General features: G+C 60.2%; 11 protein-coding genes. 1 reads left to right on the top strand and 10 read right to left on the bottom strand.

Annotated elements, in window-relative coordinates; all coding sequences use genetic code 11:
* Positions 1-155: 155 nt before the first annotated feature.
* The 10 genes from ACIQTW_RS00055 to ACIQTW_RS00010 all read right to left on the bottom strand — a co-directional run bounded on the left by ACIQTW_RS00055 (position 156) and on the right by ACIQTW_RS00010 (position 11,451).
* On the bottom strand, positions 156-560 hold the full coding sequence (locus tag ACIQTW_RS00055; RefSeq protein ID WP_402932283.1) for a tautomerase family protein: 405 nt from the start codon (positions 558-560) through the stop codon (positions 156-158).
* A gap of 175 nt (positions 561-735) precedes the next feature.
* A complete protein-coding gene (locus ACIQTW_RS00050; protein ID WP_402932280.1) occupies positions 736-2,319 on the bottom strand; it encodes an ATP-binding cassette domain-containing protein in 1,584 nt (527 codons plus the stop codon).
* On the bottom strand, positions 2,312-3,157 hold the full coding sequence (locus ACIQTW_RS00045) for an ABC transporter permease (protein WP_402932277.1): 846 nt from the start codon (positions 3,155-3,157) through the stop codon (positions 2,312-2,314). Before ACIQTW_RS00045 ends, ACIQTW_RS00050 begins: the two co-directional genes overlap by 8 nt.
* On the bottom strand, positions 3,141-4,082 hold the full coding sequence (locus ACIQTW_RS00040) for an ABC transporter permease (RefSeq protein ID WP_402932274.1): 942 nt from the start codon (positions 4,080-4,082) through the stop codon (positions 3,141-3,143). The genes ACIQTW_RS00045 and ACIQTW_RS00040 overlap by 17 nt, the downstream gene beginning before the upstream one ends.
* 31 nt (positions 4,083-4,113) lie before the next feature.
* A complete protein-coding gene (locus ACIQTW_RS00035; protein ID WP_402932271.1) occupies positions 4,114-5,703 on the bottom strand; it encodes an ABC transporter substrate-binding protein in 1,590 nt (529 codons plus the stop codon).
* Positions 5,704-5,816: 113 nt separating this feature from the next.
* Positions 5,817-6,797, bottom strand: coding sequence for a D-2-hydroxyacid dehydrogenase (locus ACIQTW_RS00030; protein WP_402932269.1), 981 nt, complete (start codon positions 6,795-6,797; stop codon positions 5,817-5,819).
* Positions 6,794-7,909: a tartrate dehydrogenase gene (locus ACIQTW_RS00025; protein WP_402932266.1), complete on the bottom strand. Its 1,116-nt coding sequence runs from the start codon at positions 7,907-7,909 to the stop codon at positions 6,794-6,796. Before ACIQTW_RS00025 ends, ACIQTW_RS00030 begins: the two co-directional genes overlap by 4 nt.
* A complete protein-coding gene (locus ACIQTW_RS00020; protein ID WP_402932263.1) occupies positions 7,906-9,456 on the bottom strand; it encodes an aldehyde dehydrogenase family protein in 1,551 nt (516 codons plus the stop codon). Before ACIQTW_RS00020 ends, ACIQTW_RS00025 begins: the two co-directional genes overlap by 4 nt.
* Positions 9,457-9,472: 16 nt before the next feature.
* Positions 9,473-10,750, bottom strand: a complete 1,278-nt coding sequence (locus tag ACIQTW_RS00015) for an NAD(P)/FAD-dependent oxidoreductase (RefSeq protein ID WP_402932260.1) — start codon at positions 10,748-10,750, stop codon at positions 9,473-9,475.
* A gap of 26 nt (positions 10,751-10,776) precedes the next feature.
* Positions 10,777-11,451, bottom strand: coding sequence for a haloacid dehalogenase type II (locus ACIQTW_RS00010; RefSeq protein ID WP_402932257.1), 675 nt, complete (start codon positions 11,449-11,451; stop codon positions 10,777-10,779).
* Between the two features lie 334 nt (positions 11,452-11,785).
* Here ACIQTW_RS00010 and ACIQTW_RS00005 point away from each other — a divergent pair, with 334 nt between their 5' ends.
* The gene (locus tag ACIQTW_RS00005; RefSeq protein ID WP_402932254.1) at positions 11,786-12,706 is read left to right on the top strand and encodes a transporter substrate-binding domain-containing protein; all 921 of its coding nucleotides are present in this window, start codon (positions 11,786-11,788) and stop codon (positions 12,704-12,706) included.
* Positions 12,707-12,809: the final 103 nt, after the last annotated feature.

Raw genomic sequence — 12,809 nt, 5'->3', positions numbered from 1 at the left:
CGTTGACCTTTCTCTTGTGAACTCTGAACCTTTGAGCGCTGGGCCCCAATGCCTTGCCACCCCTCAGTGAGCGGGGCCACATGACTACTCTGCACCAGAATCAATGTCCTGTCAAAGGTTTGTACTGACATATTTACAACATGACACGGGACGCCCTACTTGCGCGGCACTGCGAGTTCTCCAGTGACATATTGGCTGCGCCCAAAGCCGAACGACCAGTCGCCCGGCGAGTTCTCCACATAGCCCACGAAGACATCCTCGCCCGGAATTCCCAGCTCCGCGAGATCGCCGGCGATAGCTTGGAAAAGGGAGCTCTTGGCCTCCTGGCTTCGGCCGCCTTGGGTGAAGATCTGGATCATGACAACGCCATGGCTGCGTTCAAAGCCGAGGCCTGCATCCTGGGCAACGATCTGACCCTGCGGGTGCTCGGTCAGGATGTGGAAGTAGTCCCGCTCCGGGATCCCGTATTCCCTGAGGATGGCATCGTGGATCTTACGGCTTAGCGCGGTCAATTCTTCCGGCAAGCGACCCTGATTGACGTCGATTCGAATAAGCGGCATATCTACACTCCTAAGTTTGTCCTGTCATACTAACAAATATCAAACATACAACTCAAGACTGCAGGATGCGTGGACGCGTTTTGAACTCTGAACGCTAACGACAACTAACCCCATGCCGGTTGGCACAGAGGTCGGGTGTCTTTGCGGGTGTGTCGAAATGCTCAGCAGCGGACTGCTACAGCGCCGCCCTGATTTTCTTCAGGTGCAGCCCACGGCATGGAATGGCCGCAGAAACAAGTGCTTGGCTGTGCTGGTGCTGCGGATCCGCAAAGAACTTGTCCGTGTCGGTGAGCTCCACAAGACGACCTTGGTAGAGGACTGCGACCCGCTGGCACATGTGCCTCACCACGTCCATGTCATGGGTGATGATCATCAGGGTCAGCCCACGGTCCCGGTGCAGGCGTTGCAACAGTTCAAGAATGGTCCGCTGGGTCAGCGCGTCCAGGGCCGACGTCGCTTCGTCACAGATAAGTACTTCAGGGTCCAACAGCAACGCCCGGGCGATAGTGACCCGCTGCAATTGCCCTCCGGAGCATTGACCCGGACGCCGATCCAGGAGGGCGGGATCCAGCTCCACTTCTTCCATTGCCGCCACGAGCCTGCGGGACCGTTCACTTGCTGTGAGATCCTTTTGCGACCGGAGCGGCGCTTCAAGGCTGGCACGCAGGGTCATGCGGGGGTCGAAGGAGTCATGGGGTTCCTGAAACACCAGCTGAATGGCCGTAGGGCCTGCTCCAGCCGCGATCAGCGTTCTGGTGATGCTGCCACTGCTGATGCCTTCCAGCCCAACAATGGCGCGAGCGAGAGTGCTCTTACCGCACCCGGATTGGCCAAGAACGCCCAGGATTTCGCCTTGTTTTACATCCAGTGAAATCGAATCCAGGGCAGGCCGCCCGCTGCGTTTGCCGGATCCGAACTGCTTGACCACATTGGTCAGGGTCAGGGCGCTGCGCTGGTGGGCGGGGGCAGCCGGGATGCTGGTGGGCGCCAGGTTGGACGCGTCGAGGAGCTTGCGTGTGTAGGCGGTCTTGGGGCTGCCCATGACCGTTTCCGTGGTGCCGGATTCAACGATTACACCCTCATCCATGACCAATACCCTGTCCGCAAATGCGGCCACCGAAGCAAGGTTATGCGTGATGTAGAGGATGCCCAGACCACGCTGAATCCGTTGCCGGTCGAGCAACTCCAGGATTTGTTGTTCCAGCACTTTGTCCAAGGCTGACGTCGGTTCATCGGCCAAAAGGATCTCAGGCTGGCCTGCCAAGGCCATGGCCGTCATGGCACGCTGCGCCATGCCGCCGGAAAGCTGGTGCGGGTATGAGCCCGCACCCCGATGCGGATCCTCAAAGCCCACGTCCGCAAGCAATTGGAGAACCTTTGTCTTTGCAGCTTGGCCACGTAGGCCGGCATGCAGCTTAAGGGGTTCCCGCAGATGTCCGCCGATGGTCTTGTTGGGGTTGAACATTTTCTTTGGCTGCTGGAACAGCATCCCCAGCCGGCCACCTCGAACGCGGTTCAGCTCTGCTTCCGAGGCCTCCGTTATGTCCAGCGCACCAAGCCGGATGGACCCCGACTCAATACTTAACTGTGGAGGCAACAACTGCAGCACAGACCGCGCAGTCATTGTCTTGCCGGAACCGGAGCCTCCCACCAACGCCACAAACTCGCCGGGTTTAACGGCCAGGCTGACACCTGCGAGGATAGGGCGCCCCGTACCCTCACTGCGGACCGTCAGGTTCTCAACGACGAGCTCAGGCATGCTGACCCTCCACCACGAGGACGTCAACCGGATCGGAGGCCCGGCGTGATGCCCGTTGACCGATCAATGTCACGCACAGGGCAACGAGGAACACGGCGAGTCCAGGGGCAATGATTCCCCACGGAGCCCTCTCTGCGTACGGTTGCGCCGCTGCCAGCATGGAACCCCAATCAGATTGCGGCGGTTGCACGCCGAGTCCAAGGTAGGACAACGCTCCGACGCTGATCAGGAGCTGACCGAAGCGAAGTGTTGCCTGTCCCACCATGGGGGCGGCAAGGTGCGGGAGGATGTGACGGAAAACAATGAACGACGGCGAACATCCCACCACTCGCGCTGCTTCGACAAAGCCGCGTGCCGAGACGTCATAAGCCAGTGTCCGGGCCAGTCGTGCAAACGGCGTCCACCCTGTCACGGTCAGTGCCACCAGCAGCGAGGTGAAGCCAGTGCCCATGGCAGCGACGATGAAAAGCGCCACCACCATCTCCGGAAGTGCCAGCAGGACGTCGTTGGTGCGGGTGAAAAACTCATCCAGCCAGCCCTTGCGGCGGGCGCTAAGAACACCCACCACCAAACCGATGACTCCGGTCAGCACTGTGGCCAGTGCGGCCACCACCAGGGAGAAGCGGCCGCCGTCGAGCAAGCGGCTCAGCGTGTCCCGCCCGAGGTGGTCAGTTCCCAGCCAATGCGTAGCGCTGGGTGGTGCAAGTCGTGCGGCGAGGTTCTGATCGTCTGGAGGGAACGGCGCCAACCACGGCGCAGCTGCCACGGCAGCAACAATCAGAACGAGTATTACGACGGCGGCGGCGTCGATTGCTGAACGGCTACGCAAGGGCGCCACTCACCTTCGGGCTAAGGATCCGGTGCAGGAAATCGGCAAGCGTCGTGATTGCGACAGCCAGTGCCACTACCACCACCACGCCGCCCTGGGCCAACGGTATGTCGCTGTTGATGACGGCGTCGTAGAGAAGCCTTCCCATCCCTGGAATGGCGAAGATCACCTCCACAATCACCGAGCCCCCCAGCAGGCCCGCGAACCACACCGCGAACAGAGTCGACAACGGGACCAGGCCGTTCGGCACAACGTGCCGCAGGATTGTCTGGACGTGGCTCAATCCCCGGGCTCGCGCGGCGGAAATGTGTTCTGCCTCCAGGGCATCGATCATTCCTGACCGCACGGCCGAAGTGAAGAAGCTAATGGGCCGCAATGCCAGTGTTGCCGCCGGGAGGACGATGGACGACGCCGTGTTCCACCCCGCGGAAGGCAACAAGGACAACTTGAGGGCGAACACGAGCACTAACAGCGGGGCCAACCAGTACTCGGGCATGGCGATGAAGGACTGCGTGACGGTGGTGATCAACTTGTCCGCCTTGCTGCCCTGCTTCAGCGCAGCAATAATCCCCAAGGGCAGCGACACCACCACTGCAGTGCCCAGGGCCACGAACACCAGGCTCAGGGTGATGCCCAATGCGGGTAGTACCTGGTCTACTACTGGCGTCCTGCTGATATGGGACAAGCCCATATCCCCGGTGAAGAAGTCCCCCAGCCAGCGCAGGTACTGGACGGGAAGAGGATCGTTGAGTCCCAGGCTCTCGCCCAAGGCCCGAACGGCGGCCTCATCCACTACATCCCCGGCCACGCGGGAGCGGATGATTTTCCGGACAGGATCACCCGGGGTGACATAGGGAATAAGGAATACAGCGAAGGACGACAGCAGGACGGCGACCACGAGGGTCGCCGTCCGCTTCGCAAGGAACGTGATCATACCGGTTTGTCTATCGGTCCCGGTTTCGTTGCTAGGAGCCCGACTTGGCAGTTTGCGCGGTCAGGACGTAACGGGAAAGCGGATCCTGTACGTAGGACATGACATTGCTGCGGACGGCATCGGTGGCCTGTTCATTGACGAGCCAGAGGTTGACCGCCTGGTCATCCAGAAGCTGACCGGCTTTGCCATACAGCTTGTAGCGCTCTTCGGTGTTGGACGTGCGGGCCGCTTCGGTGATGATCGCGTCAAACTCTTCATTGCAGAAGTGGCTGAGGTTGTAGGTGCCTTTGCACGTGTAATCGGCCGTCAGGAAGCCGATGGGATCAGCGATGTCGATGAGTCGATTGCGCTGGCTCAGGATCATGTCGTAGTTCCCTGCCAGAACGTCCGGCTCAGCGGACGCGTATTCCTTGGCCTGGATGGCCACGGGTACGCCAATGTTCTTGAGGTTGTCCTGGATCACGGTTGCGACGTCGGCGAACTCGGCACGTTCTACAATTGCAATGATTTCCAGCGGCTTATCGGCCGTGTATCCGGCATTGGCGAGAAGCTTCTTCGCTTCTTCAACGTTCTGCTTCGGCGAGCTAGCCGTGCTCGACGCCCATGGCTCCGAAGGCGCATAGGGTCCGGCTGCCGGAAGTGCTGCACCCTCGTAGACGCTGGCGGCCAACGCCTCAAGGTCCAGTGCCGAACGGAGTGCCTTGCGGAAATCAACGTTGTTGAAGGGGGCCCGGCCGTTGTTCATGTACAGCGTGGCGGTTCGTGGTGAGTCTTCCTTCAGCACGGAGACTTCGGGCGCATTCTCGAGCGTGGACAAAGCAGAGGCCGGGATGGAGAGCGAAATGTCCGCTTCGCCGGTTTGAACCTGGGCCGCGCGTGTAGCGCCGTTGGTGATGAAGCGCACCTCAGCCCCTGCGAGCTGCACTTCTCCACCCCAGTAATTGTCGTTGCGATCCAATGTCAGCGATTGTTTCGCCTTCTCTGAAACCGGGGTGAACGGGCCGGTGCAGTGACCGAAGGGATCAACGGTGGCACTCGCGTAAGCGGCCGGAGCAAGAATACCGGTGTTGACGCTTGCCAGGCGGAATGGTACCAAGGGGTTTTCCACGGGCGTGGTTACGCGAACGGTCTTTGCATCCCTCGCCTGGACAGCACTGACCACGCTGGGGCTGAACGCCCTGGCAGGCACCTTGGCCTTGAGCACGTGGTTGAGCGAGGCGGCCACAGCCTCTGCGGTCAGATCGGTACCGTCCTGGAACTTCACGCCTTCACGGACGGTGAAATCCCATTCCAGCGGTGAAACCTGCTTCCATTCCGTTGCCAGGAAGGGAACCACTTTGCCTTGGGCTGAATCGTACTTGGTAAGGGTTTCCAAGCAGCCCGACAATGACAGGATGTATGCCGCGTCGGACTCCGGAGCCCAGTTGGCCACAGGTGCGCGGAAGTTGTCTACCACGATGCGCTGGTTGGTGTCAGCCACCTTTTCGGCGGATACGGGCTGGCCCCCGCTGAGGCCGCAACCGGAAAGAGTGAGGAGGGCTGCCAGCCCGAGGGCTGCCGTGGATCGGCTGGGAGTGCGCAAAGGGAACCGCCTGCTATTTATGCCCGAACGGGTGGGCATGGGGAAAGTGAAGACTATTTAGGTTAGCCTTACCTCTACCAATCCGAAAATTGACGCTCCGGAATTCCGTAATAATGTGCCCAGGTTCACGGCAGCGCAATCCGGAACAGGGATCAGGAAACGGGAACGAACCCAAGCCTCTTGTCGACGACGTTGCGCAGCGGTTCACCCCTGCTGAACCGCCAGAGGTTTTCCACGAAAAGCTTCCCGAGATCATCAAGGTGATCTTCGGTATCGCCGCTCATATGAGGGGTAAGGATCACGTTGTCCATGCTCCACAGCGGGTGCTCCTCAGGAAGTGGTTCCGGGTGGACCACGTCCAGCGCCGCACCGGCGATGGATCCTGAGCGAAGCGCATCCACAAGCGAGTCAGTTCGGACCAGTTCCCCGCGCCCCACATTAATGAGGTGGGCCGTGGGCTTCATGGCTGAAAGCACCTCGGCGTCCACCAAGCCTTTAGTGTCGTCGGTCAGGGGCGCGGCTAACACAACGTAGTCGAAGTCACCGACGACCAACGCCAGGTCCTTGGAAGAATGGATCTCCTCAAAGTATTCATCCCCTGGTCGGCTGCTGCGCCCGGCGCCGCTGACACGCAGGCCAACGGCGCGGAACAAGGAGGCGATTTCCCGACCAATGGAGCCCGTTCCCACTACCAGCGCTCGCTGGCCCTGAATTTTCCGGGTGACACGGTGCTGCCAGCGCCTGCCCTGCTGGAGTCTCAGCGAACCTTGCGCGTCCTTCGCGATGTCCAGGACGAACCCGAGAGCGAACTCGGCTATGGCGCGGCTCAGGACGCCACGCGAGTTCGTGTATTCAACGCTGCTGTTGATCAGGTCATCGAACAAGAGTTGGCTCACACCCGCAGCTGAGACATGCACCCACTTCAAAGACGAAGCTGCCGCCCAGTTCTCGCGCAGGGCAGGTGAGAAGGAATGCCATTGGTAGAGAACGTCCGCACCGTCCATTGCCTCGGGGAGACCGTCAGCCTTGGTCAAGCGGACTTCAGCGAGCTCCGCGATTTCGTCCAATCGGGGCGGCAGGGCTTCACGGTACAGGACAGCCACGATGGGCCGCTTGCCTTCGACATTGGTCATGACGACGCCGCTGCTGCCGCTGGCTTGGGAGCGCCGGCTTCCGCGTTGCCCAGAGCGTCCAAGACGTCAATGGCAGCCAGGACAGCCGCTGTGAACTCCGAGGTCGACGACGTTCCTCCAACGTCACGGGTACCCAGGCCCTCTCGCAATACGGACTCGAAAGCCAACTGCAAATGCTCGGCGGCTGCCGGGTGGCCCAGGTGATGGAGCATCATTGCCCCTGACCACATCTGACCTACAGGGTTAGCCAACCCCTTACCCGCAATATCCGGGGCAGATCCGTGCACCGGCTCAAAGAGGGATGGGAAATCCCCTTCGGGGTTCAGGTTCGCGCTGGGAGCCACACCGATGGATCCCGTGACGGAGCTGCCCAAGTCCGAAAGAATGTCGCCCAGCAGGTTTGAAGCGACGATGACGTCCAAGGTCCATGGCTTCAGCACGAGGTGCGCGGCCAACGCGTCCACCAGTTCACTGGTGAGCGTCACGTCAGGATAGAGGCGGGTGGTTTCTTCCACTACTTCGTCCCAGAACGGCATGGTGTGGATGATGCCATTGCTCTTGGTGGCCGAGGTCAAATGACCCTTGCGGGAAGACGCGAGCGACGCGGCATAGTGCGCGGCACGCGATACTCCCAGACGCGTGAAAATGGTTTCCTGGACGGCAGTCTCATGAGGCAGTCCGCGGTAGGCCCGACCCCCGACCTCCGAGTACTCCCCTTCATTGTTTTCGCGCACGATGAGGATATCGATCGGTTCCTTGTTCGCCAGCGGCGACTTGACGCCGTCGAGCGTTTTCACGGGCCGGAGGTTGATGTACTGCTGGAATTCGCGGCGAATGGGGATCAAAAGGCCCCACAGCGATTCAGCGTCCGGAACCTCCGGGGAACCTACGGCGCCCAGGAAAATGGCGTCGTGTTGCGCCAGCTGTTCCAGCCCGTCCAGCGGCATCATTCGCCCGTGCTCCCCGTAGTAGTCCGAGCCCCAACCGAAGTGGGTGAACTCAAGGCTGATTGAGTGGAGCTCCGCGATCCGTTCGAGGCATTCGATGGCTGCGGGAACAACTTCTTTTCCGATTCCGTCGCCCGCGATAACTGCGATTTTGTGGGTCGTCATGATGCATTCCGTTCTGAGGTGGCAGTGAGTTGCTGCCAGCGGGTGGCGGGCTCGGCCAGTTTGATGATGGTGCTTTTGGGTTCGGTCATCTCACGTACCGCATGTTTGACGCCTTCACGCCCCACGCCGGATTTCTTGAAACCGCCGAAGGGCATCGAATCAATCCGGACATCACTGGTCTCATTAATGACAACGGCCCCCACGTGCAGCTTGTCGGCTATGGCCAGGGCCAGCTCGATCGACTCCGTGAAAACGCCGGCTTGAAGCCCATAGTCGGAGTCGTTGGCTGCCTCGATGGCGTCAGTGACCTGGATGAACGGCATGACGCTGACCACAGGGCCAAACACTTCTTCGCTGATGACCAGGGCATCGGCGGGCACATCCGTGAGCACGGTTGGCTGGTAGAACGCACCACTACGCTGGCCGCCCACCTGGACGGTGGCACCAAGAGTTTTGGCCTCCTCCACCCATTCCTCCACGCGCCGGGCTTCGGCTTCGCTGATCAATGGTCCAACGTCCGTGGCGCGATCGAATTTAGCCCCGACACGCAGCTCCCGGGTTCCGGCCACCACCTCTTCCAGGACGTGATCGAACAGGGAGACGTGAACGTAGACCCGCTGCACGGACAGGCAGTTCTGGCCCGCCACGCCAAAAGCACCGGCCACGATCGCAGCGGAAGCTGCTTTGGCGTCGGCGTCCGCGCAGACGATCGTCGCATTGTTGCCGCCAAGTTCGGACAGCATCTTCTTTGCTCCCGCAGCGGCAGCAATGCGGTCAGCAGTTTTCGGTCCACCAGTGAAGGAGATGAGGTCCACTTGCGGGTCCGTCACGATCGCTTCCGAGACGCCCGGGCCGGAGACAATTGCGGCAAGGCGACCATCGGGAACGCCCGCTTCCAACAACAGTTGGATGAAGGCAAGGCCCGTCAGCGGGGTTCGACCTGAGGGTTTAAGTACGACGCCGTTGCCTCCGATGAGCGCCGGGCCCAGCTTATGCGCCACGAGATTGAGCGGATCATTGAAAGGGGTGATGGCCGCGATAATTCCCACTGGTTTGCGGTTGTACCAGCCAATTTTGTTGGCTCCGGCCATGCTGTCTTCAAAAGCGAGAGTCTCTCCGACGAGTTCGCTCGACGCCGCAGCGGAGAGCCGCAGTGTCTCAATGCACCTGCGCACTTCACGCTCAGCCTCGGTGATGGTCTTACTGCTTTCCGCGGCAATGATCCCCGCAAACCGCTCGCCTTGGTTCGCAAGCAGCACTGCTGCACGTTCCAAAGCCTCCCGCCGTTCCCGGAGAGCCCAATCATCTTCTTGAAGGTGGCGAAAAATGAAGGCAACCGCCCGGCGAACGTCCTGTGGAGTGGAAGAACACACCGTCCCCAGCAGGAGCCCGTCTTCGGGATCCCTGACTTCAAGGATCCTGTCAGCCGTCTCCCAACGTCCTTCCAGGAAGGCACCGCCTGGCAGGGTGGCGATGCTTGCCCGCCTGTAGGCGGTTTCTTCCCCTGTTTTGGGGCGCGCTGCAGCGACTTTGGTTGATGAACTCATGGGATCCTTACCCTGCCTATTTGATGCGGTCGATGATCTTCGCGGCGCCACCAATAAACGGCAGGAACCACGGCGGGCCGAAGTGGCCCGGCACAGGCGGGTTCTTCAGGTCTTCCCACACGTTCGCCTGCTTATCGCCAGCCATGTAGTGGGCCATCCTCTTGCCCATGTGGGCGGCCATCTGTACGCCGTGGCCGCTGTAGCAGAGCGAGTAGAACAGGCCGTCATGAACGCCGGCGTGCACCATTTGGTCCATGGAAAGGTCCACCAAGCCGCCCCAGATGTAGTCCACCTTCACGTTGGCCAGGTAGGGGAAGAGCTCAGTCATGGCCTTATGCAGGATCTCGCCACTCTTGACGTCTGATTCAGGGTTGGACATGGCGAACCGCGCCCGGCCACCGAAGAGCAGCCGGTTGTCAGGGGTGATCCGGAAATAGTACGTCAGCATCTTGCTGTCCGAGGCCTGTCGCCTGTTCGGCAGAATGCGGTTCACTACGTCTTCCGGCAAGGGTTCGGTGACTATGATGAAGCTGCCCACCGGAATCACACGACGCTGAAGCCACGAGGTGACGTTGCCGGTGTAGCCGCTGGTGGCTACCAGAACCTGCTTGGCACGGGTAATGCCGCGGGTGGTGTGCACATCGTGCACTGTCCCCGCGACCTTGTTCAGCTCGGTGACCGATGCGTTCTCGCAGATCGTTGCGCCGTTGTCGGCTGCCACCTTCGCCAGCCCGTGCACGAACTTCCCTACGTGGAGCCCCGCACCAAGCGGATCCATCATGGCGCCCTGGTAAAAGTCCGTGCCGATTTCGCTGTGGATTTCGGACTTGGGAATGACCTTTACCTGGTGGTCAACCAGGTTAGCGAGCAGCTCCTGGGACTTCAGGAAGCCGTCGTAGTGGGACTTGTGGAACGCGAGGGAGAGCTTGCCGAAGCGCTTGAAGTCGCAGTCGATGCCGTTGTCGTGCACCAGCTTCTCGACGGTTTCAATAGCATCGTTGTATTCGCGGAACATCTCAACGGCACGGGGAGCCCCGTAACGCTTGACTGCCGTACTGAACCCGATGGCCAAACCAGTGGTAGCCATGCCCCCGTTGCGGCCTGAGGCACCCCAGCCAACGGTGTGGCGTTCGAAGACAGCAACAGAGGCGCCTTGCTTTGCAAATTCGAGTGCTGCGGATAGCCCGGTAAAGCCCGCGCCGATGATGGCTACATCTACGTTCTCCGGGACTGGAGTGCGGCGGTAGTCGCCGGATGGCTCTGCAGTATCGAGCCAGTAAGGAACAAGTTTCACGGTTGGCCTTTCGCCTCGTGGTCGATTTAGAGACCGAGGTACTTGTTGATCTCGTCCAGGGATTTGGCTGTGCTGAGGTCGTAGCCATCGCCAATGGGGTCATAGCCGCGGTCAAGCATCCAGAGGTTCCTGAAACCCAGGTCGTGCATGGGATGCATGTCGTAGCGAGTGTGGGAGGAGATGTGCAGGAAGTCCTCGGGCTTGGCATTCAGGGTGTCCAGCATGTATTCGAAAGCTTGGTATCGGGGCTTGTACGCCTGGGCCTGCTCGGCGGTGAGGACTGAATGGAAGTTTGCGCCGAGCTTGGGAATGCTGATGTCCAGGAAGCTGGTGTCCGCGTTGGACAGAGCCACGAGCTGGTAGTTGTCGCCCATGAGCTTCAGCGGAGCCGGCACGTCGTCGTGGGCAACCCAGCCGCGGACAGCATCAGCAAATGCTGCGCCCGCACCTTCAGTGGGTCCAATTCCCCAGCGCTTGCACACACGGTCAAAGGAATCCTGGAGGATCTGCTCATACGGCTTGTAATCGCCAAGTACTTCGTCAAAACGGTATCCGCGGAACTGCTTCTTGAAGGTGGGCCACTGCTCTTCAGAGATTCGACCATCAAGCAGGCGCCGGGTAGTGGGATCGATGTCGAAGTTGATGAGTGTTCCGTAGACATCAAAGGAGATGTACTTCGGCCGGGATTTGGTCTCTGCCATGTCAAGTCCGTTTCTTTTCGGGATATGGAGGCGGGCGGGCCGCTTGTAGGGGTGTCGAGTGAGGCGGATGCACCGTGAAATCCTGCTGGGTAGTCCGGGAGCTTCTCGACCGATGACTCGACTCTAGGCCGCAAAATTGTCAATTGTCAACAGTTTCCGCTGGCTAAGTAGAACGATTCTCAATGAACAGGATTGCTGAAAAAAATTTCTGTCAATTGTTGACAATCTACTGTTGAGGGGGTTGCATTGCAGTAGATGACGGAGAGATCCGGATCACATTACTACCAAGACCTTCTCCCCTCCCCACCGCCCGACTCCCTCGAAGGGAAGCACCATGAAGATCCGAACCAAGGCACAAACCGCAGCTGCCGGACTTGCCGTACTGCTGACACTGAGCGCCTGTGGAGGCACCGCGAACAGCGACTCCGCAGACAACAGCAAGACTGCGAACACCACCGACATCTCCGAGGGCGTCCAGCCCGATTCAGCTGCTGTTGCCATGTTGCCTCAGTCCGTCAAGGACAAGGGCGAGCTCACAGTGGCCATGGACCTGCACTACCCGCCCACCACTTTCCTGGCCGAGGACAATACGACTCCGATCGGACTCAACCCGGACATCGCCAGGCTTATTGCGAAGAAGCTGGACCTCAAGTTGAAGTTCGTGGACACGAAGTTCGACACGATTGTTCCCGGCCTCGACGGCGGCCGTTTCGATTTCACTGCCACCACCATGTCCAAGACTGAGGAACGCCTCAAGGTCCTGGACATGATCGACTACTTCAAAGCCGGCAACTCCGTGGCCGTGGCCGCAGGCAACCCACTCAAGCTCACCGTTGAGACCCTGTGCGGTAAGAACATCGCAGTGACGCAAGGTTCAACCGGTCAGCTCAAGCGCCTCCCGGCTCTCAGCGAGCAGACGTGCACCTCAAAGGGACAGCCGGCCATTAACGGCGTGACATTGCCCAACGTCCCGGACGCGCTAACCCAATTGCACTCCAAGCGCATCGACGGAATCCTGTACGACACAACTGCACTCGGGTGGGCCGAGAAGCAGCAGCCGGGCTCCTTCGAACTCGTGGGTCGGGTCGATGTCGGGTCCAGCGATCTGACGGCAATCGGCTTGAAGAAGGGCTCACCCCTGACTCCGGCCTTCCAGACGGCTCTCCAGTCCGTCCTTCAGACCCCGGAGTACAAGGAGTCCCTCGACAACTGGGGCTTGGACTCGGGAGCCATCACCGACGCCAAGCTGAACTAGTGGGCGCCCCGATGAAGCAAGTGATGATGGAAAGAAGCAATGTGATGAGCGGGTTGGATTCGGCGTTGAAGCCGCGGTTGAAGCGGCGCAGCACGTTTGAGTA

The organism is Paenarthrobacter sp. NPDC090517 (assembly GCF_044769165.1).
Classification (GTDB): Bacteria; Actinomycetota; Actinomycetes; order Actinomycetales; family Micrococcaceae; genus Arthrobacter.
This window is presented reverse-complemented; position numbering and strand designations above follow the sequence as displayed.